The organism is Streptomyces sp. NPDC059454 (assembly GCF_042749965.1).
Classification (GTDB): domain Bacteria; phylum Actinomycetota; class Actinomycetes; order Streptomycetales; family Streptomycetaceae; genus Streptomyces.
In genome coordinates, this window is sequence record NZ_JBHYVC010000007.1 from 148694 (window position 1) to 170535 (window position 21842).

Sequence of the window (21842 nt, forward strand, 5' to 3'; positions counted from 1 at the left end):
GTCGGGGGCGTGGTGGAGGGGTGCTTCGGGGGTCTGACCTGCGTGCCTCCCTGACTCCCTGCACGATCATTCGTGCAGGTCAGGGCCAGGGAGGCGGGTCAGGGAGGCGGTCAGGGAGTTCTCCCTGCCTCCCTGACCCATCGCGGGTCGGCTCCCTGCCGTCAGTGAGCGGAAGCGGAACCCTCGGTGTCGCGGTTGGCGAGGGCGCGGGCGACGCGGTCGCGGCCGACGACCATGCGGCCGTCGGACTTGTACGGCTCCGCGCCGGCGTCCTCCAGCACGCGCTTGAGGTCGCCGGGCGTCCAGGTGCCGTAGGCGTCCTCGCTGAGCGCGGACAGCCGCTTGAGGACGTCCGCGGTCAGGACACGGGAGGCGTCGCCGAGGACGGCGGCGATGTCGGCGAGCGGGTCACGCTCCTCGCCCCGCTCGATGACGTGCAGGGTGGTCACGCCATCGCGCAGGGCCTTGGCCCGCTCGGCGATCGCGTGCGCGTCGTCGGTGCTGATGTAGTGCGTGCGTACCGTGATGGACGACTGCCCCTTGGGGATCTCGATGCCGTCGGAGGCGACGACCAGGGTTCCCTTGTCCAGGCCGGGCCGCAGCAGGTTGGGGGCGGCGCCGCCGTCGACGGCTTTGTCCCCGAGTGCCATGCGGGCCTGCGACTCGGTGCCGAGGGCGAGGGAGGCGCGGGTGTGGGCGCCCTCGCGGACCAGCTTGGGCAGGTTCTGGTCGGTGGGGTCCTGGGTGCCCTGCCACAACAGCACGTTCACCGCACGGCCCTGGTTGTGAATCTTGCGGGCCCCCATGAAGTAGCGGGAGGTGGCGCTGGACCCGCCATAGGGGCGCTTGTCCTCGCCCTTGACCGGGCACATGAACGCCACCTGCGCTTCGTCGACGATGACGACCAGCAGCGGGAAGTCGGTGCCGGGCGGTGCCTGGAGGCGGCGGTTCATCTCCTCCACGGCGTCCTCGAGCATCTCGGTGACCTGGATGACGTGGTCGTCGGTCGGGCCCTGGATGAGCCGGGCGGCGATCCCGTCGAACATGGCCCAGTCGCCGGCGCCCTTGAGGTCGCCCATCCAGAACTCCACCGACCGGTCCAGCGCCAGCCACAGGGCGAGCGCGCGCAGGGCGGCGGTCTTGCCCTGGTTGGACAGACCGGTGATGAGCAGGTGCCGCTGATACAGCGACAGCTCGGCCGCGTCCCCGCGCAGGTCCTGCCCCCACGGGGCCCGGCCGGTCTTGTAGTTCGCGGTCAGCGTCTCGTCGGTGACCAGCGGGGAGGGGCCGATCGGCTCGTCCAGCGCCCCGCTGTCGGCGATCCACAGCCGCACCGTGCGGGCCGCCTCCGGGATGGTGATGAACACCTCGTGCTCGTGCCGGGTCAGGTTCTCGGCGAGCTTGCGGCGCCGGTTCTGCACCTCGTTCGTCGACACCCCCGAGGGCAGGGTGACGTCCACCTCGACACCGCATCCGGCGATCCGGATCGGCCCGAGCATGGACGCGCCGGCGTCGCCCATCTCCTTGATGGCCCGCGCCAGGGCGGGCACCCCGAGGTCGCGCAGGGCCTTGACCACGATGGACGGGGTGATCGGCTCCCCCTCGCCCGAGCGGACGTTCGCCGGGAGAGCCCAGGCGGGGGCGGCGTGCTGCTTGCGACCGACCGACCACAGGGCCAGCAGGGCCAGGAACGGGCCAATCGTGAGCGCCGGACCCCACACCACCTGAACGATCCGGATCAACAGGGCGATGAAGTCGATCGTCGCGGACAGCGGCGTGACGACGTCCCCGGCCTGGCCGGTGCTGATCGCCATGACGATGCCGAGGGCGACCAGCAGACCGACGCTCATGCCGGCGCCGACGGCCACGCCCTTGGCCGCGTCGACGGGGGAGTGCAGCAGGTCCATGCGGCGGTGGTGGCGGGCGGCGCGGAAGCGCTGCAACCGCTCCTCCCACTCCTCGGCCGCTTCCAGGTTCCCCGCGGCCTCCGCCGCCCGGATCATCCGCTCATACCGGGACCCGGTACGGCCGTCCCACGTGCGGCGGGCCACGATCCGCCCACCGTTGACCGTGTACATCCCATGCCGCGCCATCGCGCGCACGGCCGCCTTCGTGCCCTCGTGCGTGACGGCCGACTTCATCACGCGGCCGGAGCGCACCCACAGCGGCACCGGCCGCGCCGGCGGCGCGTCGGGCACCACGGTGAGGGTGGTCACGGCCGCCGCGTCGGCGGCCGGGTCGGTGTGCTTGTGCAGGTGAACGACGTTGTCGCTCATGACGGAACGTCTCCTGACTGCCCCTACCGGGGCGGGAAGGTGAAGGGGCCCGGTGGCCGCACCGCGTACGGCACGGCCACCGGGCGGGTTCAGCGGCCGTGCCACTTGCAGTTCTCGGTGTGGCTGAGCAGGGACGGCTCGGTGCGCGGGCCGTCGGCCCAGCAGAAGGGGCGCAGGGTGCCGGCGGCGGTGAACACGCGGATCGCGGCGCCGGCCGGGGCGGCGGGCAGTGCGTAGACGCGGCCCCCTTCGAGGGAGGCCAGCAGCCGGGCGGCGTGGTGCTCACACCCGTCCGCGCCGGCGCCCACGGCGTCCAGTACGGTCACCGCGACCGCACCCACGCACGGAGTCGGGTCGTCCGGGTGAGCGGACGGACAACGACCGGTCAGCGGCGCCATGGTCACCACCAGCCGGACGACTTCTTGGCGGCCTTGGTGCGGGCGGCCTCGGTGATGAGCCGCTGCCGCTCACCGTGCAGCGCGTTCAACTCCGCCGTCAGCCGCATCTCAGCGGCCGACCCGGTGGACTCGATCCGCTGCTCCGCGCGGCCGGCGCTGCGGCCCCGCAGGGTGCGGTAGGCGCCGGAGGTGACGGCGCGGGCCATGGCGCGCCGCTCGCGGCCGTTCAACGGCCACAACTCCCCCCGCCGCACGGCCTCCAACTTCTTCGTCGTCACCCGGATCTCGCGGTCCAGGCGGCGCAGGTCGGCGTTGCTCACAGGGTGCTCCCTTCCGGCCCGTACGGGCCGGGATAGGCGCAGGGCACGCAGGTACCGAGCGCGGTGGGAATGATGTATCCGGCGTCATGCCGGCAGGCGGGGCAGAGGCGGCGGGCGGCGTTCGCCTTGGCCAGCGCTGCCCACCGGGCGGGTGTCATGGGCCGGACCGGCAGGGCGCGGTCGACGAGGTAGAGGTAGGCGACCAGCGGGCCGCGCCGACGGCGGGGACGTTCGAGCTGCGCGGCCACGTCCTGCCCACCGGGCCGAAGACCGAGGGCGCGCAACTGGCGGCGGGTAGCGTAGCCGTCCGGGGCCAGGCGCCACCGGTACACCGGCAGCGCCCCCATCACGCGACCCGCTTCCACGCCGCCCGAAGCCGGACCTCGGAGGCGGAGTGCCCGGCGGCTCGGAACCGGGACGCCATCTCCCGGTACGACAGGGCGGGGGTTTCGCTGGTGCGGATCTCGTCGACGACGACGTCCAGCGCCTCATCGGTGAGTGCCGGACCGACCTCCAGCGAGCGGGCCGCAACCGGCTCCGACGGGCCCCACACGGGGAGCTCCCAGTAGGGTGTGACACCGGGTGTGACGCGGCTCGTCACGCTGGTGAGCGCCCTGCCGGTCTCCTCGCCGGCGCGGGCCGTCTCCAGTGTCGACCACGCCCCGGCGAGGGTTTGTGCGGTCCGTGCTTGGACGCGTGCGACGCGGGCCCCGGCCTCCGTCACGGTTGTCAGCCGCGTCTCCTCGGTGGTCGCCTCGGCGCGCAGCCGGGCGCGGGCCACGGCCGCCTCATCGCGCGCCTCCTGCTGAATCCCCCGGATTGCATCCAGCGCGACCGAGGTGAGCGCGGTGCGCTCCCACAGCCCGTGCACGAGCCACAGGGCCTTGGCCGCGATCGGCAGCCAGGCCACGGCCAGCCACGCGCCGGCGGAGTGCTCGACGGTCAGGGCGTGTGCGACCAGGACACCGGTGGCGATGAGTCCGAAGGACCAGCCGACGGCGGTCACGGCGCGGTTGTGGTCGCCCTGCGCGGCGAGGCGGCGTTCGTAGGCGAGGGTGGCCAACCATCCGCCGTCGATGCCGAGACCGACGACCACGGCGACCGGCCACGGCACCGCCGTACCCAGCCACATCACCACCACGGCCAGGGTGAGCACCATGGACACGGCCGTCATCGCGACGGCCGGCAGAACGGTCTTCGCCCTCACGCCGCACCCCCCGGAAGGCTTGCGGCGGCGGTGCGGTTGAGCAGGGCGACGCGGGCGGCGAGTGCGCGGCGGCGGGCCCGGCGGATGCGGCGGGCGTCCAGCTCGGTCGGCGTGCGGTCCAGGGTGACGATCTGCGCGTCCAGCAGCTCGACGTCCGCCAGGATGACGGGCATCTCCCGCTCGATCACGTCCAGCTCGGCGTTCGTCGGCTCCATGAAGTCGGCGAACGCGGTAACAGCGTCCTGAACAGTGACGATGTGCTCCATGGGTCGTGGTTCTCCCTCGCAGGTGAAACGGCCCAACAGCGGCCCCGGGTGGCTAGACCCGGGGCCGCGCGCCGTTGTTGGTGAAGCCGCGCATCAGGCGCGGCATGGCCGCTGAGCAGCGGCCGCAGTGCCCCGGACCGGACTCGAACCGGTCGGGTTGCCGTACGGGGCACGCCGGTCTTCTCCGCCTTGTTTCCGACCCCTTCGGGCAGGCGGACCACGGGTTACCGGCAGTTCCCTGTGTGGAGTTGTCAAGGCACTGACGCTTCCTTCGTACTCACCCCTGCGGGCTTTCCTTCGGGCGTTGCGATACCTGTTTTACAGGTATCGCATAGGGAGCCGTCAAGTACGGCGACGCAATCTCTTGGTCTCGCGCCGGGACGTCTTGGCGTACTCTCAGAATCCCCGCAGGTCAGGGGAGTTGGTTACCCCACTCATGGACAGCTCTGGGACTTCTGGCTACGGTCAAGAAGTCCCTAGACGTCCCACCGGGGGTGCAGATGTCGAACGAGCGCTTACGAAGCGCCCTCCTCGCCCGCGGCATGACCGTGCAGAGCCTCGCTGAGGCGATCGAGGTGAGCCCCAAGACGGTCGAACGCTGGATCACTCAGGGCAAGGTGCCGTACCTGCGTCACCAGTACGCGACGGCAGCGGCCCTCAAGATCGACGTGACCACACTGTGGGAGGACGGGCGGACCGTCGACAGCGCGGCCGACCTGACCAAGGCTGAGATCACGACGGTCTACCCGCATCGCCACACGGTGCCTTCTGGGCTCTGGCGAGAGCTGTACGGACGTGCCGAGCGCAACTTAGACGTCCTCGTGTACTCCGGGCTTTTCCTGTCCGAAGACCCGCTCTTCCACGACCTCGTGAGGGCGAAGGCGGAAGCCGGGGTGCAGGTGCGCATCCTGCTCGGGGACCCGGGATGTGCGGCCGTCCGGCAGCGCGGCATTGACGAGGGGCACCACATCATGGACGGCAAGATTCGCAACGCGCTCGTGCTGTATCGGCCCCTCATGCGGAGTCACCCGGACATCGGCTTCCGGCTGCACGATTCGACGCTGTACAACTCGATCTATCGGGCCGATGACGAAATGCTCGTCAACCCTCACGTCTACGGCATCGGCGCCTACATGGCGCCCGTACTGCACCTGCGGCGACTCCCCGGCGGAAGCCTTTTCGACACGTACGCGAATAGCATCGATCACACCTGGGAGAACGCACGCCCGATCACTGACCAGGACGTCACGAGCATCACGGGAGCCTGACCATGGGACGTATCGACTACCTGCACGACCCGGACGCCCCGCTGGCGAACTCGGTAGTGCCGTCCGTCGTCGCTTTCGTGCAGAACGACGCGGGGCAGGTGTTGATGATCCAGCGTTCTGACAACGGCAGGTGGGCACTGCCCGGCGGTGGTCACGACGTGGGGGAGTCCATCAGTGACACGGTGGTGCGTGAGGTCTGGGAAGAGACCGGCATCAGGGCGGAAGTGGTCGACGTGTCCGGCCTCTACACAGACCCCGGGCACGTCATGCAGTACGACGATGGTGAAGTCCGTCAGCAGTTCAGCATTTGCTTCCGGGCCCGGCCGGTCGGCGGCGACCTTCGTACGAGCAACGAGACGACTCAGGTCCGCTGGGTTGACCCGGCGGACCTGGTGACGCTGGACGTACACCCCACGATGCGGCTCCGGATCGAGCACGCCATGGACCGGACGCGCACGGCGCCTTACATCGGCTGACGCTTGGCGGCGGCGACCCGTTCGAGGACGCGGCATGTGCACGCGAGGATCTCGGGTTCGGCACGCCGGATGAACCGGCCGATCAGGCTGTCCGGCCCGTAGCGCCCGGTGATTTCGTTGATCCGGTCCACGGGGTTGGTCGGTGTGCCGTCCGGGGTGGTGTTCATGTCGCAATAGCAGAGCGCATCGTTCAGGTGCTCGCTCTCACGGGGAAACTCGCCGTCCAGCTCAGCACGCAAGCCGCGCGCGTCAGCCTCAAGCCATGAGCACGAGTGATGAGCGACCAGGTTGACAACCCGCTCGTCAGCATCGGCCACGTCTCGGAGATACCGCGCGCCGTCCAAGGGATGAAAGCCCGTCTTGGCGAGATCCGGCGCATAGCCGATGTCATGCAGAACCGCCGCAGCCTCCAACAAGTCCGCATCTTGATCGAGGATGAGCGCGATGGTGCGCGCTCTCTCAGCGACCCCGAGGCAGTGTCTCCAGCGTCGCGGCAGTGGCTCAGCGAGCAACGACTCAGCTAGGGGATAGGCCCACTCCGTCAACGTCGACAAGCTATGAACGCCCCTCTCGCGCCGGCACGGCACGGACCGTCCGCACCTTGCCCTGTCCTCCACCCGCCAGCACGCCGGCGGCCTCCAACTTTTCCAGCGCCTTGGTCACGGTCGGACGTGACACCCCGAACCGTTCGGCCAGCACGGAAGCGCTCGGGAACGCTTCCCCTGCTTTGAGCCCTTCAGTCGCGATGATCTCCGCAACCCGCTGATCGAGCGGGCGCCGGTCAACTTGCGCCCCCGCGCGTACGACGCGCCACCGTTCGCCCGGTACCGGCTCGGCCACGCCCTCCTGACGCAGCACGCCAAACGCACGGAGGGCGACCCCCCGCGAGACCTTGTGGTCGCGCATGACCTCAGCCAGAGACGGCAGCTCCGCCATGTCCGGGTCGTCCTCGATCTGCCTCTTTATGGAGTCGGCGATCTTCAGGAAGGTTCCCCGAGGGTTGGCCTGCTGCGACACTCATTCTTCCTCTCCGTCGCCCGTCGTCATCCCAAGGCTCCCACGACTCGCCACGGCTGCGGAGTGGACCTAGACCATGACGCATGGGCACCAGGATGGCCTCAATCATGGTTTCAATCCACCCGGGATCCGGGAGCGTCCGGCACCATCCGTTGAAGTTCAGGAGCTGCCCTCAATGGGCTTCCCGTCCACGGAACGCTGTGAGTACCAGCGCGGCGGGCGAAGTCGCAGGGCGCGGTAGTCGGAAAGACGTTCCGCTGGGGGGCGGCACCTGGCAGAATCAACCGGGTGAGCGATGAGAGGGGAAATATGGGTTCTCCGCAGTTGGTGTTCGACGCAGAAAGCCTTCTCACGGGACTGCAGTTGGTTCTTCCAGGGGCTGTAGACGCGGACGGGGGATTTTTTGTTTCCGATGCGGTCCCGCTTTCAGATGGGAGGTCCGTTGACCGTTTGCAAGTAAATGAGATTGTTGAAGTTTTGGAGAATTTGAAAAAGGCTGATATTGACAGCTTAAGTTCCCTTCGATGGGATCTCAATGCGGAGTTCTCGCTGGTTTCCCTTGATGCGCGATGGGGCTTTGACAGGTTTTTTGAAAGGAATCATTTTGTTGGCCAGGGGGAGAATCCCGTCACCTATGCAGTGGGAAGGCCGTCCGTAAATTTCGTGGCCTTCCTCTTGTGTGTTCTCGGGCAGGATCCTGCGGCGGCACGCAGGTCCCCGCGGTTGATGATCATTAGGCGCAGAGTGAGGAATCTTGTTGAAGATGGGATGCGTAGTAGGCGGATTGATCAATTAACTGGCGATTCCTTGCTGGATTTCGTAGGCGAGGTGCTTTCCGTCACTACCTTGCAGGTCAGCGCGGCTTCGGGTGGCGTAGACTTTGAGGGGCTAGCTAATTCTTTCCTGTTTCATGCTGCCTATAACCTGGATGCCGCTGCCCGCATCGGGGTTGATTCGTTGTTGGAGCCGAGGAGTATTCAACGGGTCCGGAGAGGGAAAGGTTCCACTCTCGATGCTCCGCGACAGTCTTACAAGGTCGACCTGGTTCAGCACTATCTCATGGGGGTGGCGGCGGAAATTCCATTGTTGGAGTACCTTTCCTACTACCATATCGCTGAACACTTCTTTCATAAGGTGTTCAATGATGACCTTGTCGAGCAAGTCAGAAAGGGGATTACGGATCCCTCGTTCTCGGCTCGGCGATCGAGGGATGTGCAGGGAATTATCAAGACGGTCGACAGGGCTCTGCGCCAGACTCGCGAGGAGGGCGGGTTCAATGAACCGAAGGCGCTGCAATTGGTAATGGAAAGGTTTGTCAGTTTGCCTCGGTTGATTCAAGATCTAGATTCCTATGATGGAACCCTCATAGAGTATTACGCCACTAACGATGTTCCGTTTGCGGGTGCTGGAAAGCTTGCCCTGCGCGACACAAATGAAGGCAAGGCTCATGATGCGCTTGCGAAGAGAATCTACAAAGTGAGGAATGCTCTGGTTCACGCCAAAGAAGGTGATTTGCCAAAATATGCCCCGTTTACTCATGATGCGGAGTTGCTTAAGGAGATTCCGCTTATGAGGTTCGTTGCGGAACAGGTCATCATCGAGCATGGAAAGCCGCTCTGAATTCGTGCCCATGGAGCGGAAGCCGACGTAGTGATGGATACGCCTGTTCATCGAAAACCGAGCTCGTTCGCTGTAGACGACATGCGGGCGGTGGCGTGCTATTTGCACGGATGCCGAACGAAGCGCCTGGTCAGCGTGGGGGGGGGCAACAGGTGAACCCATGCAGGTTGTAAACCTCCCGTGGGCGACAGCCACCCGTGCGTGGCGCCGCGGTGAGGGCAGTGCCGGTGAGCGGAGTTACGCTGCGGCGCATGGATGATCTCCTGGCTAAGGTCCTTGACCTGCAACCGACTTGGGTGTCGACGAACACGGAAGAGATGCAGGAGCGAGGCATAGTCGTCCGGCGGCAACTACCCGATTTGATACGGGCGCACGGCGCGGTTTTGGCGACCGAGCTTGATACGCCCGTCGGGAACTTGGGCGTCGAGGGGCGAGACGGCACGGGTCTCAAGGCTGAGATCCCTTGGGTTCGGGTGTTCAGTCGAGACCAGTCCCCTAGCTCGACCACTGGGTGGTACGTGGTCTACCTGTTCAGTGCCTCTGGCCGGCAGGTCTACCTGTCGCTGAATCAGGGGACCACTATCTGGACGGGTGGTGTGTTCAAGGCGCGCAAGGCCGAAGACCTTCGTGCCCGTGTCGAATGGGCTTGGCCCCTGGTGGCGGAAGCGGCGGCCACGCGTCCCGGTTTGCACCGCACGATTCAGCTAGACGCCAGAACGCCTCTGGGCAGCGGCTACGGCCCTGGGAACGTGGTGGCCATCGCCTATGAGCGTGAGCAACTGCCCTCGCAGGAGATTCTGCTGAAGGATTTGCTCTTTATGACAAGCCTGCTCAGCACCCTCTATGAGGCGGAACGCCTCGCTCCATACATCCCGGGAGACCCGACGCCAGAGGTTGTGGAAGCGGAGCAGAGCGCGGCCAAGACCGCTGGCCGTCGTGCCCGTAGCGGTACTCGGTCATCTAGGCCGGGGCAAGGCTTCCTGCTCACCGCAAGCGAACGACGTGCTGTCGAGCACCACAGCGTGCGGATGGCCACTGAGCATTTCAAGGCCCAGGGCTGGTCGGTCAAGGACGTTGGCGCCACGGAGTCCTTCGACCTCCTGCTTACGAGGGGAGAGGAGCGGCTGCATGTCGAGGTCAAGGGCACGACGTCTGCAGGGCAGGAAGTGATTCTGACCCGAACCGAAGTCGAGAAGCAGCGCAAGTACTACCCGAAAAACGCCCTGGTCGTCGTGCACTCAATCAAGCTGGATCGCACCGCAGTCGAGCCGACCACCTCCGGAGGCACCCTCCAGTGCACGTCTCCGTGGGCCCTCCAGGACGAAGATCTGACGGTGATCTCTTACGCCTACCGGACGCCAATCGGCAAGATGAGCTCCAAGGAGGATTAGGGAGAACCGGGCTTCTTTCCCCCACACGTCCCCCAGCAGTGGCAGAAGCGGGGAGAAACGCAGATCACGGAGGGGCGACACGGCCCGCTGTAAATCTGCCGGCTCAGCCTTCCCAGGTTCGAATCCTGGCGCCGCCACACTGGGGAAGACCCCTTCCGGACTGCGGAAACGTAGTCCGGAAGGGGTTTTTCGTGTCTGCGGACGCTTCCTGTTCGCGGGCGCAGACCCTGGGGCACACTGCCCCCATGTCGTCCCGTCGCCGTTCCTGCCCCGAGTGCCGTCGTGAGATCGCCGTCGTCGCCGGGCGGTACGCGCGACACGATCCGCCCGGCGCCCGGGGGAGCGGGGAACTGACCTCGTGCCCCGGGTCACGCAGGCATGCCCGGCTCGGTGCGGAACAGCCCTCGCTGGACGGCTACGCGGTGCCGGAGTTCCCAGGGCAGATGCCCCTCTTCTAGCCCGGCCGGCTCAGTTGCCGGCCACCGACTTCACGGCCACCGACACCGGAGCGGGGCCGCTGATCAGCTCCAGGGTCAGGCCGGCCGTCGCGGGGGTGTCCACCAGCTCCGCCAGCACGGCGGCCACGTCGTCGCGCGGGACCGGGCCGCGGCCCGTGTGGGCCTCCAGGCGGACCAGGCCGGTGCCGGCGTCGTCGGTGAGCTGACCGGGGCGCAGGATCGTCCAGTCCAGGGCGTCCAGACCGCGTACGTACGCGTCGGCCTCACCCTTGGCGCGCAGGTACACGTCGAAGACCTCGTCGCCCTCGTGCGCCGGGTCCGCGCCCATGGACGACACGATCACGAAACGCCGTACGCCCGCGCGGACGGCCGCGTCGGCGAAGAGGACCGCCGCCGCCTTGTCCACCGTCTCCTTGCGGCCCACACCGCTGCCCGGCCCGGCACCCGCCGCGAACACCGCCGCGTCCGCGCCCTCCAGCCGCTCCGCGACCTCCTCCACCGACGCCGACTCCAGGTCGAGCACGACCGGTTCGGCGCCCAGCCGCCGCAGTTCGTCGGCCTGTTCGGGTTTGCGGATGATGCCCGCCGCCTCGTCCCCGCGCGCGGCGAGCAACCGCTCCAGCCGCAGCGCGATCTGACCATGACCACCAGCTATGACAATGCGCATGCCTCCGACCGTACGCCGGAGCGCCCCCGTCCGCCCCGCAACGCCCCGGCGCCCCCGTCCGCCCCGCAACGCCCCGGGGACCCGCCCGGCTCTATGCGCTGCCCCGGCTCTATGCGCTGCCCCGGCCCTGCCTGGGCAGCCCCGGCTCAACGTCCGCCGCTGACGCCGCTGACGCCGCCGACGCCGCCGAACCGCGGTACTCCCGCACCGCGCTCGTCCGCGCCACCACCCGCCCCCCGTGCACCACGATGCGGCTGTACCCCAGCGACAGCGCCCCCGGGAGCCCGTCCCCGCGGACCGCCAGCAGTTCGGCCGGGAATCCCGCTTCCACGCGTACCTCGGGCAGTCCCAGGACCGCCCGCGCCGACGCGCTCACCGCGGCGTAGGCGTCCTCGGCGGAGAGCCCGTGGCGGGAGGCCAGCAGATACGCCGCCTCCAACGGGTCGCCGCGGCCCACCGGGTTCGACACGTCCCGCAGGGCACCGCTCCCGGCGGCCACCCGCACCCCCGCCGACCGCAGCAGCCGTACCGGAGCCGTGCCCCGGCGGTCCACGGCGCCGCAGCCGCCCTGCGGCAGGCACACCACCGTCACCCCGGCCGCCGCGAGCCGGTCCGCGGCCCGAGCGGCCGGCTCGGCGGGCAGCCGGGCGAGACCACCGCACGGGCCGAGGGCGACCCCCGGCCGCAGCCCACCCGCCATGGCCGCGAACCGGGCCAGTCGGGCGGGGTCGACGGCGTCCGTGTGCAGGTCGACGGGACAGCCGTGTTCGGAGGCGACCTCCAGGACCGCCTCCACATATCCCGTGGGATCGGGGTCGAGATCGGGACAGCCGCCCACCACGGACGCACCCATCTTCACCGCGTCCCGCAGCACCGCGAGCCCGTCCGCCCCGGCCACCCCCGTCAGCACCCGCGGCACCGCCACCGTCGTCAGCTCGGCCAGCCCGCGCAGCGAACGCTCCGCCCGCAGCACGGCGGTCAGCGCGCCGAGCCCGGCCATGTCGCCCACGCGCACATGCGCCCGCAGGGCCGTCGCGCCGTGTCCGAGCTGGAGCAGCGCCGCCTCCGTCGCGCGGCGCTGGACGTCCCGGGGATCGTACGAGACGGGGCCGCCGCCGTCGGCGGACAGGGCCGTGTCCGCGTGGACGTGGGGCTCGACGGGGGCCGGCAGGAGGAGATAGCCGGTGAGGTCGACCTGGGTGCCGCACGCGTGCGTGCCGTCCGCCGCCAGGCTGCCGGCCGTACCGACCGCCTCGATGCGCCCGCCGCCCAGCCGTACGTCCACGGTCCGGCCGTCGGTGAGACGCGCGCCGCGCAGCAACAGCGGGGCCGGATCGGCCGGAACCGGACCCGAGGACGAGGGCGGACGGGGCGGTGGCTGCGGCCGGCTGTCGGGCATCGCGTTCCAGGGGCTCGGGCTGCGCACGGAGGGCAAGGTCACGCAGGCAAGATCACGCAGAGTGAGTCGAGCCTAGGCCGGGGGCCCGCCCCTCGCCGGGAGGAGCCCAATAGTCGTACCGGTGTGGTCCGGCCCCGGGAGAAGGGGGCGGAAACGGATTTGGGCGAACGGCGGCGGACCGTGTAATGTCTTCATCGCTCGCCCCAATAGCTCAGTCGGCAGAGCGTCTCCATGGTAAGGAGAAGGTCAACGGTTCGATTCCGTTTTGGGGCTCTGGTGTGTGAGGTTCCCGCCGCGAGGCGGGGCCCGATCGCATCAAAGCGGTGTAGCTCAGTCGGTAGAGCAAGCGGCTCATAATCGCTGTGTCACCGGTTCAAGTCCGGTCACCGCTACAGACAGTAGCCGATTGCGGGGTCGGTCCTTCGATCGGCTACTCTTCATTGCGTCAATACAGTCAATCCGTTCGTCAAGGAGCACTCACGTGGCTGCCACCGACGTCCGCCCGAAGATCACGCTGGCCTGCGTGGAGTGCAAGGAGCGGAACTACATCACCAAGAAGAACCGGCGTAACAACCCGGACCGTCTTGAGATGAAGAAGCACTGCCCGCGTTGCAACGCGCACACCGCGCACCGCGAAACGCGATAAAACAGGCTCGTACACGAGGCCGTCCCCCCAGCCAGGGGGGCGGCCTCGTGTCGTTTTCCCGTCGGCCGGACACGGTCAGGACCGGCCGACCGCAGGCAGACACAGTCAGACACAGGAGGTGCCGCGCGCATGGCGCTCGACCAGTCCTTCGTGGGGCGGACCTACCCGCCCACCGAGCCCTACGAGGTGGGCCGGGAGAAGATCCGCGAGTTCGCCGAGGCGGTGGGGGACACCAACCCGGCGTACACGGACGCGGAGGCCGCCAGGGCGCTCGGCCACCCCGATGTGATCGCCCCGCCCACCTTCGTGTTCTCGATCACCTTCAAGGCCGCCGGGCAGGTCGTCGCCGACCCGAAGCTCGGCCTCGACTACAGCCGGGTGGTGCACGGCGACCAGAAGTTCGCCTACGTCCGTCCGGTGCGCGCCGGTGACCGGCTCACCGTCACCTCGACCATCGAGGCGATCAAGTCGATGGCCGGAAACGACATACTGGACATCCGCGGCGAGGTGCACGACCAGGACGGCGAACACGTCGTCACCGCCTGGACCAAGCTGGTGGCCCGCGCGGCCGAGGAGGCGTGAGCAACACCATGACGGCGAAGATCTCCTACGCCGACGTCGAGGCCGGCACCGAGCTGCCCGCGCAGACGTTCACCGTGACCCGGGCCACCCTCGTCCAGTACGCGGGCGCCTCCGGCGACTTCAACCCCATCCACTGGAACGAGAAGTTCGCCAAGGAGGTGGGGCTGCCCGACGTGATCGCGCACGGCATGTTCACCATGGCCGAGGCGATCCGCGTGGTGACCGACTGGGCGGGCGACCCGGGCGCGGTCGTCGAGTACGGCGTCCGCTTCACCCGTCCGGTCGTCGTCCCCAACGACGACCACGGCGCCACCATCGAGGTCAGCGGCAAGGTCGCCGCCAAGCTCGACGACCACACGGTCCGCGTGGACCTCACGGCGACCAGCGCCGGACAGAAGGTGCTGGGCATGTCACGGGCGGTCGTGCGGCTGAGCTGAGCCGGACGCGTCGGGGGCTGTCGGTGCCGTCTCGTAGTCTTGGGCCCGTGCAGGAACTCCACGACGCCCCCCTCGCCCCGCTGACCACCTTCCGGCTGGGCGGCCCCGCGGCCCGGCTGGTCACCGCGACGACCGACGACGAGGTGATCGCCGTCGTCCGCGAGGCCGACGACAGCGGTACGCCGCTGCTGGTCATCGGCGGCGGCTCCAACCTGGTCATCGGCGACAAGGGCTTCGACGGCACCGCCCTCGTCGTCGCGACCAAGGGCTTCACCCTGGACGGCACGCGACTGGAGCTGGCCGCCGGCGAGGTGTGGACCGACGCCGTCGCCCGCACCGTGGAGGCGGGCCTCGCCGGCGTCGAGTGCCTGGCCGGCATCCCCGGCTCGGCGGGCGCCACCCCGATCCAGAACGTCGGGGCGTACGGCCAGGAGGTCTCCTCCACCATCACCGAGGTCGTCGCCTACGACCGCCGGACCCGCGAGACCGTCACGCTCGGCAACGAGGAGTGCGCCTTCTCCTACCGCCACAGCCGCTTCAAGGCCGACCCCGAGCGTTACGTCGTCCTGCGGGTCCGCTTCGCACTGGAGGACGCGGGCGGCCTCTCCGGCCCCGTCAAGTACGCCGAGACGGCCCGCGTCCTCGGGGTCGCGCCGGGCGACCGGGTACCGCTGGCCACGGCCCGCGAGACCGTTCTGAAGCTCCGTGCGGGCAAGGGCATGGTCCTGGACCCCGAGGACCACGACACCTGGTCGGCCGGCTCCTTCTTCACCAACCCGATCCTCGACGACGCGGCGTTCGCGGCCTTCCGCGTGCGCGTACGGGAGCGGCTCGGCGACGGCGTCGAGCCGCCCGCGTATCCCGCGGACGGCGGCCGCACCAAGACCTCCGCGGCCTGGCTGATCGACAAGGCCGGCTTCACCAAGGGCTACGGCCGGGGCCCGGCCCGCATCTCCACCAAGCACACGCTCGCCCTCACCAACCGGGGGGAGGCGACCACGGAGGATCTGCTGGCGCTCGCCCGCGAGGTCGTCGCGGGTGTGCACGAGGCCTTCGGCATCACCCTGGTCAACGAACCCGTCACGGTGGGCGTGAGCCTGTAGCGGCCGAATCTCCGTTGCCGTCCGGCGCACGGACCCGCGATCCCGGGCCCGTGAGGCCGACCGCATGCAGCTGGGACTGCGCCGGTTTTGACCCCGTACGGGCCCGCGCGAGCACCGAGTCGTCCAGCCCCGGCACCCCCTGCCACACCTCGTTGCGCGCCCCGGAGCCCATCGGCCTGCTCCTCGGTGACCACGACGGACTGAACCGGCTCGCCGGCCTGTTCTCCTTCGCGGCCTACTCGCGCCACACGATCGTCCACGTGCCGCTGCGGGACGGCGTCCCGCCGGACGAGGGCCTCGGAGAACGCGTCGACCTCGTCCCGGCCCACCACTCCTACGGACTGCGCCCCAGCACGTGGCCGGAGCTGCGCCGCTCACTCGGCCCGGGCACCCCCCTGACCGTCCGCACCGGCGAGGCGCGCACGGACCGGGACGCCACCGCCCGGCGCCGGCGGGCATGGCGCCCGGACTGCCGGGACGAGCTGCGGCACACCACCCACGCGCGCACCTTCTTCCTCCTCGGCAGCCGGGACGTCTTCGCCGAGGCGGCCACGTCCCTCGCGTACGCGGCGGGCCGGGGACCACACCGGAAGGGCGTCACGAAGGGGCGACCGGCGATGATGTCGGGTGTCCCCGGCCTCACACGGAGTCCCGGCGGCGGACACCCCCACGAGGTCCTGGTCTGCTTCAAGCCGTATCCGCCCTACGCCCGCTTCAAGCGACCGGGGTGGTGAGCCAGTCGTCCACGCCCGACAGCAGCTTCGCCTTCACGTCCTCCGGGGCCGCCGAGCCCCGCACCGACTGCCGGGCCAGCTCCGCGAGCTCCGCGTCCGTGAAGCCGTGGTGGAGCCGCGCGCTCTCGTACTGCGCCGCCAGCCGGGAGCCGAACAGCAGCGGGTCGTCCGCGCCCAGCGCCAGCGGGACCCCCGCCTCGAACAGGGTGCGCAGCGGGACGTCCGTCGGCTTGTCGTAGACGCCCAGCGCCACGTTCGACGCCGGGCACACCTCGCACGTCACCTGACGGTCCGCCAGCCGCCGCATCAGCCGCGGGTCGTCCGCCGCCCGCACCCCGTGCCCGATCCGGTCCGCCTCCAGGTCGTCCAGGCAGTCCCGAACCGACGCCGGCCCCGCCAGTTCGCCGCCGTGCGGCGCCGACAGCAGCCCGCCCTCGCGCGCGATCGCGAACGCCCGGTCGAAGTCGCGGGCCATCCCGCGCCGCTCGTCGTTGGACAGTCCGAACCCGACCACCCCCCGGTCCGCGTACCGCACCGCCAGCCGGGCCAGCGTGCGCGCGTCCAGGGGATGCTTCATCCGGTTGGCCGCCACCAGCACCCGCATCCCGATCCCGGTGTCCCGCGTCGCCGCGTCCACCGCGTCCAGGATGATCTCCAGCGCCGGGATCAGCCCGCCCAGCCGGGGCGCGTACGACGTCGGGTCCACCTGGATCTCCAGCCAGCCCGAGCCGTCCCGCACCTCCTCCTCCGCCGCCTCCCGCACAAGGCGCCGGATGTCGTCCGGCTCCCTGAGACACGAGCGCGCCGCGTCGTACAGCCGCTGGAAGCGGAACCAGCCGCGCTCGTCCGTGGCCCGCAGTCTCGGCGGCTCCCCGCCCGTCAGCGCGTCGGTCAGTGCCTCGGGCAGGCGCACCCCGTACTTGTCGGCCAGCTCCAGCAGGGTGGTGGGCCGCATGGACCCGGTGAAGTGCAGGTGCAGATGGGCTTTCGGCAGCGCGGAGACATCACGTACACGTTCCATTGCAGGATCCTGCCGCACGCCCCCGCCGTCCCGGTAGCGCTTTCCCCTTTCGTGGTCTTGCTCGCACAAACGAACAGGGGCGCCCGGGCGGAAACCCGGGCGCCCCTGTGGCGGAAGGACGAACGTCAGTCGCGTGCCTCCGCCAGCAGCTTCTGGATCCGGCTCACGCCCTCGACGAGGTCCTCGTCGCCCAGCGCGTACGACAGCCGCAGGTAGCCAGGCGTGCCGAACGCCTCACCCGGGACCACCGCGACCTCGGCCTCCTCCAGGATGAGCGCCGCCAGCTCGACCGAGTCCTGCGGTCGCCTGCCCCGGATCTCCTTGCCGATCAGTGCCTTCACCGAGGGGTAGGCGTAGAAGGCGCCCTCGGGCTCCGGGCAGACCACGCCGTCGATCTCGTCGAGCATCCGGACGATGGTCTTCCGTCGCCGGTCGAAGGCCTCGCGCATGGTCGCGACCGCGTCCAGGTCACCGGAGACGGCGGCGAGTGCGGCCACCTGGGCGACATTGGAGACGTTCGACGTGGCGTGCGACTGGAGGTTGGTCGCGGCCTTCACCACGTCCTTCGGGCCGATGATCCAGCCGACCCGCCAGCCCGTCATCGCGTAGGTCTTCGCGACACCGTTGACCACGACGCACTTGTCCCGCAGCTCGGGCAGCAGCGCGGGCAGGGAGACGGAGACGGCGTCGCCGTAGACCAGGTGCTCGTAGATCTCGTCCGTGAGCACCCACAGGCCGTGCTCGACGGCCCAGCGGCCGATCGCCTCGGTCTCGGCCTCGCTGTAGACCGCGCCGGTCGGGTTCGAAGGGGAGACGAAGAGGACGACCTTCGTCTTCTCGGTGCGGGCCGCCTCCAGCTGCTCCACGCTCACGCGGTACCCGGTCGTCTCGTCGGCGACCACCTCGACCGGGACACCGCCGGCCAGCCGGATCGACTCCGGGTACGTCGTCCAGTACGGCGCCGGGACGATGACCTCGTCGCCCGGGTCGAGGATCGCGGCGAAGGCCTCGTAGATGGCCTGCTTGCCGCCGTTGGTGACCAGGATCTCGGAGGAGTCCACCTCGTAGCCGGAGTCGCGCAGCGTCTTGGCGGCGATCGCGGCCTTCAGCTCCGGCAGACCGCCGGCCGGCGTGTACCGGTGGTACTTCGGGTTCTTGCAGGCCTCGATCGCGGCCTCGACGATGTAGTCCGGCGTCGGGAAGTCGGGCTCACCGGCGCCGAAGCCGATCACCGGTCGCCCGGCGGCCTTGAGGGCCTTGGCCTTGGCGTCCACGGCGAGGGTGGCGGACTCGGAGATCGCGCCGACTCGGGCGGAGACCCGGCGCTCGGTGGGAGGGGTTGCAGCGCTCATGGGGCCCATCGTTCCAGACCGGAAACCCACGCGGCACGGGGGTTTCACGTACTGAACAACACCGGGCAAACCCCTGAACACCAGTCCGGATCGTCGCCGCCGGTCCACCACGGCCGGGACGATCTTCCGCCGGAGTGGTGTTTCCCGGGCACTTTCTGTTCGACGCCCGGCCCGGGAACACGTACACTCTCACCTCGTTGGCCTTCAACGGCCCGCGCTCAGCCGGTGCACACCAAGCATCCGGTCGGATGCGGTACGTTGGGGGACACACAAAGGGTCGTAGCTCAATTGGTAGAGCACTGGTCTCCAAAACCAGCGGTTGGGGGTTCAAGTCCCTCCGGCCCTGCTACACACTCCATCGCCAGGATGTGTGCGCATGTACGTACAGCAATGCACCGCCGTGCGGGCTCAGACCGGGCGCGGCACGGCCACGACCCGGAATCAGGTGAGGACGAGTGACGGACGCCGTGGGCTCCATCGACATGCCTGATGCCCAGGATGAGGCGCCGGACTCCCAGAAGAAGACCCGCAAGGGCGGCAAGCGGGCCAAGAAGGGCCCGCTGAAGCGCCTCGCGCTCTTCTACCGCCAGATCGTCTCGGAGCTCCGCAAGGTAGTCTGGCCGACCCGCAACCAGCTGACGTCGTACACGGCCGCCGTGATCGTCTTCGTCGTCGTGATGATCGGTCTGATCACCCTGATCGACTATGGCCTCAGTCACGCCGCCAAGTACGTCTTCGGCTGAGCCGAGAGCGAAGAGCGCCGAGGTATCCGGCGCTCCTTTTCGCATGTTCCACCCCTTGTATCCAGGAAGAAGCAGCCACCGTGTCTGACCCGAACGTGAACGACGCCGTTGAGCCTTACGGCGAAGGGGCCGAGTCCGCCGAGGACGCGCTCGCCGCCGTCGAGGGCGCGGACGTCGAGGACACCGAGGCCTCCGCCGAGGCCGAGGCTGCCGACATCACCGCGGACGAGAGCGCCGAGGCGGACGAGACCACCGAGGCCGCGGAAGCGGCCGAGGAGGCCGAAGAGCCCGAGGACGACCGCGACCCGGTCGAGAAGCTCCGCGAGGAACTGCGGACGCTGCCCGGCGAGTGGTACGTCATCCACACCTACGCGGGCTACGAGAACCGGGTGAAGACCAACCTGGAGCAGCGCGCCGTCTCGCTGAACGTCGAGGACTACATCTTCCAGGCCGAGGTGCCGCAGGAAGAGGTCGTCCAGATCAAGAACGGCGACCGCAAGACGATCAAGCAGAACAAGCTCCCGGGCTACGTCCTGGTCCGCATGGACCTGACGAACGAGTCCTGGGGCGTCGTCCGCAACACCCCCGGTGTCACCGGCTTCGTGGGCAACGCCTACGACCCGTACCCGCTGACGCTGGACGAGATCGTCAAGATGCTCGCCCCGGAGGCCGAGGAGAAGGCCGCCCGCGAGGCCGCCGAGGCCGAGGGCAAGCCGGCCCCGCAGCGCAAGGTCGAGGTCCAGGTGCTGGACTTCGAGGTCGGCGACTCGGTCACCGTCACCGACGGCCCGTTCGCCACGCTGCAGGCGACCATCAACGAGATCAACCCCGACTCCAAGAAGGTCAAGGGCCTGGTGGAGATCTTCGGCCGCGAGACGCCGGTCGAGCTCTCCTTCGACCAGATCCAGAAGAACTAGTCCTTCTGGCACACAGCGTCCGAGCAGGTCAGGCAGGCGCGCGAGCGTCCGTCTGACCTGCTCGGTTTTTGGCCGCGCATCTGTACCCGTTATCGTTGTGCGGTATGCCTGCGTCCGGGTTGTCCCCATGACGCGGGCAGGACCCGAATCGAAAGGACCCGGAGAGCCATGCCTCCCAAGAAGAAGAAGGTCACGGGGCTCATCAAGCTCCAGATCCAGGCCGGTGCCGCGAACCCGGCTCCGCCGGTCGGCCCCGCGCTGGGCCAGCACGGCGTGAACATCATGGAGTTCTGCAAGGCCTACAACGCGGCGACCGAGTCGCAGCGCGGCTGGGTCATCCCGGTGGAGATCACGGTCTACGAGGACCGTTCCTTCACCTTCGTCACCAAGACGCCGCCGGCCGCCAAGATGATCCTCAAGGCCGCGGGCGTGGAGAAGGGCTCCGGCGAGCCGCACAAGACCAAGGTCGCGAAGATCACCGCTGCCCAGGTCCGCGAGATCGCCACCACCAAGATGCCCGACCTCAACGCCAACGACCTGGACGCCGCGTCGAAGATCATCGCCGGCACCGCCCGTTCCATGGGCATCACGGTCGAGGGCTGACCTCCACCCCCGCAAGCCAAGCAGTAGTGGAAGGGCCGGCTCGGCCCGCACCACGACTCCTCGACAATTCACAGGAGCTTTCAGTGAGCAAGCGCAGCAAGTCTCTCCGCGCTGCGGACGCCAAGATCGACCGGGAGAAGCTGTACGCCCCGCTCGAGGCCGTCCGTCTCGCCAAGGAGACGTCCACGACCAAGTTCGACGGCACCGTCGAGGTCGCCTTCCGTCTGGGTGTCGACCCGCGCAAGGCCGACCAGATGGTCCGTGGCACCGTGAACCTCCCGCACGGCACCGGTAAGACCGCCCGGGTCCTGGTCTTCGCGACCGGTGACCGTGCCGAGGCCGCGCGTGCCGCGGGCGCCGACATCGTCGGCGCCGACGAGCTGATCGACGAGGTGGCGAAGGGCCGTCTGGACTTCGACGCCGTCGTCGCCACCCCGGACCTCATGGGCAAGGTCGGCCGCCTCGGCCGCGTGCTCGGTCCCCGTGGTCTGATGCCGAACCCCAAGACCGGCACCGTGACCCCGGACGTGACCAAGGCCGTCACCGAGATCAAGGGCGGCAAGATCGAGTTCCGCGTCGACAAGCACTCGAACCTGCACTTCATCATCGGCAAGTCGTCCTTCGACGACACCAAGCTGGTGGAGAACTACGGCGCCGCGCTGGAGGAGATCCTCCGTCTGAAGCCGTCCGCCGCCAAGGGCCGCTACATCAAGAAGGCCGCCATCAGCACCACGATGGGCCCCGGCATTCCGCTCGACCCGAACCGCACCCGCAACCTCCTCGTCGAGGAGGACCCGGCCGCCGTCTGAGCCGGGCGGGCCGGATGACCGGCCCGTGCACACAGCGGAAAAACCCGTCCCCGCGTCTCCTCCGAGGCGCGGGGACGGGTTTTTCGTACGACAGTGTCAGTGGGGTGGGTTACCTTTCTTCTGACTTCACAG

25 protein-coding genes, 3 tRNA genes and 1 pseudogene are annotated in these 21842 nt (G+C 69.0%); 17 read left to right on the forward strand and 12 right to left on the reverse strand.

The genetic code is table 11. The features are described 5' to 3' along the window. Positions 1-161: 161 nt before the first annotated feature. From ACFXAE_RS07495 to ACFXAE_RS07520, 6 genes are all read right to left on the reverse strand, one after another. The gene (locus ACFXAE_RS07495; protein ID WP_384709471.1) at positions 162-2276 is read right to left on the reverse strand and encodes an ATP-binding protein; all 2115 of its coding nucleotides are present in this window, start codon (positions 2274-2276) and stop codon (positions 162-164) included. Positions 2277-2365: 89 nt separating this feature from the next. Further along, a complete protein-coding gene (locus ACFXAE_RS07500) occupies positions 2366-2602 on the reverse strand; it encodes a hypothetical protein (RefSeq protein ID WP_384709474.1) in 237 nt (78 codons plus the stop codon). Between the two features lie 74 nt (positions 2603-2676). Then, entirely contained in the window at positions 2677-2994 is a 318-nt protein-coding gene (locus ACFXAE_RS07505; RefSeq protein ID WP_384709477.1) for a hypothetical protein, read from the reverse strand. Continuing rightward, on the reverse strand, positions 2991-3341 hold the full coding sequence (locus ACFXAE_RS07510) for an RRQRL motif-containing zinc-binding protein (RefSeq protein WP_384709480.1): 351 nt from the start codon (positions 3339-3341) through the stop codon (positions 2991-2993). Before ACFXAE_RS07510 ends, ACFXAE_RS07505 begins: the two co-directional genes overlap by 4 nt. Then, on the reverse strand, positions 3341-4201 hold the full coding sequence (locus ACFXAE_RS07515; protein WP_384709483.1) for a protein spdB: 861 nt from the start codon (positions 4199-4201) through the stop codon (positions 3341-3343). Before ACFXAE_RS07515 ends, ACFXAE_RS07510 begins: the two co-directional genes overlap by 1 nt. Further along, a complete protein-coding gene (locus ACFXAE_RS07520; RefSeq protein ID WP_384709485.1) occupies positions 4198-4467 on the reverse strand; it encodes a DUF6284 family protein in 270 nt (89 codons plus the stop codon). The genes ACFXAE_RS07515 and ACFXAE_RS07520 overlap by 4 nt, the downstream gene beginning before the upstream one ends. Positions 4468-4967: 500 nt before the next feature. Between ACFXAE_RS07520 and ACFXAE_RS07525 the strand changes: the two genes are divergently transcribed. Beyond that, positions 4968-5735 carry an XRE family transcriptional regulator gene (locus tag ACFXAE_RS07525; RefSeq protein ID WP_384709488.1) on the forward strand — a complete coding sequence of 256 codons (768 nt, stop codon included), beginning with the start codon at positions 4968-4970 and terminating at the stop codon, positions 5733-5735. Between the two features lie 2 nt (positions 5736-5737). Then, positions 5738-6211: an NUDIX domain-containing protein gene (locus tag ACFXAE_RS07530; protein WP_384709491.1), complete on the forward strand. Its 474-nt coding sequence runs from the start codon at positions 5738-5740 to the stop codon at positions 6209-6211. Here ACFXAE_RS07530 and ACFXAE_RS07535 read toward each other — a convergent pair. Together ACFXAE_RS07535 and ACFXAE_RS07540 are read right to left on the reverse strand one after the other, a co-directional pair. Then, positions 6199-6765 carry an HD domain-containing protein gene (locus ACFXAE_RS07535; protein WP_384709494.1) on the reverse strand — a complete coding sequence of 189 codons (567 nt, stop codon included), beginning with the start codon at positions 6763-6765 and terminating at the stop codon, positions 6199-6201. The two genes, ACFXAE_RS07530 and ACFXAE_RS07535, sit on opposite strands and share 13 nt — an antisense overlap. A gap of 1 nt (position 6766) precedes the next feature. Then, complete coding sequence (locus tag ACFXAE_RS07540; RefSeq protein ID WP_384709497.1) at positions 6767-7228, reverse strand: GntR family transcriptional regulator; 462 nt, start codon at positions 7226-7228, stop codon at positions 6767-6769. Between the two features lie 288 nt (positions 7229-7516). Between ACFXAE_RS07540 and ACFXAE_RS07545 the strand changes: the two genes are divergently transcribed. The 3 genes from ACFXAE_RS07545 (at position 7517) to ACFXAE_RS07555 (ending at position 10697) form a co-directional block, all read left to right on the forward strand. After that, positions 7517-8848, forward strand: coding sequence for a hypothetical protein (locus ACFXAE_RS07545; RefSeq protein WP_384709500.1), 1332 nt, complete (start codon positions 7517-7519; stop codon positions 8846-8848). Between the two features lie 251 nt (positions 8849-9099). Beyond that, a complete protein-coding gene (locus ACFXAE_RS07550; RefSeq protein ID WP_384709503.1) occupies positions 9100-10239 on the forward strand; it encodes an MrcB family domain-containing protein in 1140 nt (379 codons plus the stop codon). A gap of 245 nt (positions 10240-10484) precedes the next feature. Beyond that, a complete protein-coding gene (locus ACFXAE_RS07555) occupies positions 10485-10697 on the forward strand; it encodes a hypothetical protein (protein ID WP_344560881.1) in 213 nt (70 codons plus the stop codon). A 10-nt stretch (positions 10698-10707) separates the two neighbouring features. Here ACFXAE_RS07555 and ACFXAE_RS07560 read toward each other — a convergent pair whose 3' ends face one another. Then, positions 10708-11364, reverse strand: a complete 657-nt coding sequence (locus tag ACFXAE_RS07560; RefSeq protein WP_384709506.1) for an NAD(P)H-binding protein — start codon at positions 11362-11364, stop codon at positions 10708-10710. 109 nt (positions 11365-11473) lie between these two features. Next, complete coding sequence (locus ACFXAE_RS07565) at positions 11474-12763, reverse strand: amidohydrolase family protein (protein ID WP_384709611.1); 1290 nt, start codon at positions 12761-12763, stop codon at positions 11474-11476. Between the two features lie 200 nt (positions 12764-12963). On the opposite strand from ACFXAE_RS07565, the gene ACFXAE_RS07570 reads away from it, so the two are divergent. The 7 genes and pseudogenes from ACFXAE_RS07570 to ACFXAE_RS07600 all read left to right on the forward strand — a co-directional run bounded on the left by ACFXAE_RS07570 (position 12964) and on the right by ACFXAE_RS07600 (position 16265). Then, positions 12964-13036, forward strand: a tRNA-Thr gene (locus ACFXAE_RS07570). Positions 13037-13082: 46 nt separating this feature from the next. Then, positions 13083-13155: transfer RNA gene (locus ACFXAE_RS07575), tRNA-Met, on the forward strand. 89 nt (positions 13156-13244) lie between these two features. Continuing rightward, positions 13245-13409, forward strand: coding sequence for a 50S ribosomal protein L33 (gene rpmG, locus ACFXAE_RS07580; protein ID WP_003948671.1), 165 nt, complete (start codon positions 13245-13247; stop codon positions 13407-13409). Between the two features lie 129 nt (positions 13410-13538). Then, positions 13539-13991: a MaoC family dehydratase N-terminal domain-containing protein gene (locus tag ACFXAE_RS07585; protein WP_384709509.1), complete on the forward strand. Its 453-nt coding sequence runs from the start codon at positions 13539-13541 to the stop codon at positions 13989-13991. Positions 13992-13999: 8 nt separating this feature from the next. Next, positions 14000-14428, forward strand: a complete 429-nt coding sequence (locus ACFXAE_RS07590; protein WP_384709614.1) for a MaoC family dehydratase — start codon at positions 14000-14002, stop codon at positions 14426-14428. 47 nt (positions 14429-14475) lie between these two features. Continuing rightward, positions 14476-15531, forward strand: coding sequence for a UDP-N-acetylmuramate dehydrogenase (locus ACFXAE_RS07595; protein WP_384709512.1), 1056 nt, complete (start codon positions 14476-14478; stop codon positions 15529-15531). 64 nt (positions 15532-15595) lie between these two features. Next, positions 15596-16265, forward strand: a pseudogene (locus ACFXAE_RS07600) (hypothetical protein). On the opposite strand, the gene ACFXAE_RS07605 reads toward ACFXAE_RS07600, so the two are convergent. Together ACFXAE_RS07605 and ACFXAE_RS07610 are read right to left on the reverse strand one after the other, a co-directional pair. Continuing rightward, entirely contained in the window at positions 16246-17286 is a 1041-nt protein-coding gene (locus tag ACFXAE_RS07605) for an adenosine deaminase (protein WP_384709515.1), read from the reverse strand. The pseudogene ACFXAE_RS07600 and the gene ACFXAE_RS07605 sit on opposite strands and share 20 nt — an antisense overlap. A gap of 125 nt (positions 17287-17411) precedes the next feature. Next, positions 17412-18638, reverse strand: a complete 1227-nt coding sequence (locus ACFXAE_RS07610; RefSeq protein ID WP_384709517.1) for a pyridoxal phosphate-dependent aminotransferase — start codon at positions 18636-18638, stop codon at positions 17412-17414. Between the two features lie 273 nt (positions 18639-18911). Between ACFXAE_RS07610 and ACFXAE_RS07615 the strand changes: the two genes are divergently transcribed. The 5 genes from ACFXAE_RS07615 to rplA all read left to right on the forward strand — a co-directional run bounded on the left by ACFXAE_RS07615 (position 18912) and on the right by rplA (position 21710). Further along, positions 18912-18984: transfer RNA gene (locus tag ACFXAE_RS07615), tRNA-Trp, on the forward strand. A gap of 109 nt (positions 18985-19093) precedes the next feature. Continuing rightward, positions 19094-19381: a preprotein translocase subunit SecE gene (secE, locus tag ACFXAE_RS07620; RefSeq protein WP_384709520.1), complete on the forward strand. Its 288-nt coding sequence runs from the start codon at positions 19094-19096 to the stop codon at positions 19379-19381. Positions 19382-19461: 80 nt separating this feature from the next. Beyond that, positions 19462-20298 (forward strand): transcription termination/antitermination protein NusG, encoded by an 837-nt coding sequence (gene nusG / locus ACFXAE_RS07625; RefSeq protein WP_384709522.1) that lies wholly within the window; start codon positions 19462-19464, stop codon positions 20296-20298. A gap of 168 nt (positions 20299-20466) precedes the next feature. After that, the gene (gene rplK, locus ACFXAE_RS07630) at positions 20467-20901 is read left to right on the forward strand and encodes a 50S ribosomal protein L11 (RefSeq protein ID WP_030860889.1); all 435 of its coding nucleotides are present in this window, start codon (positions 20467-20469) and stop codon (positions 20899-20901) included. Between the two features lie 83 nt (positions 20902-20984). Then, on the forward strand, positions 20985-21710 hold the full coding sequence (gene rplA / locus ACFXAE_RS07635) for a 50S ribosomal protein L1 (RefSeq protein WP_384709525.1): 726 nt from the start codon (positions 20985-20987) through the stop codon (positions 21708-21710). Positions 21711-21842 lie beyond the last annotated feature (132 nt).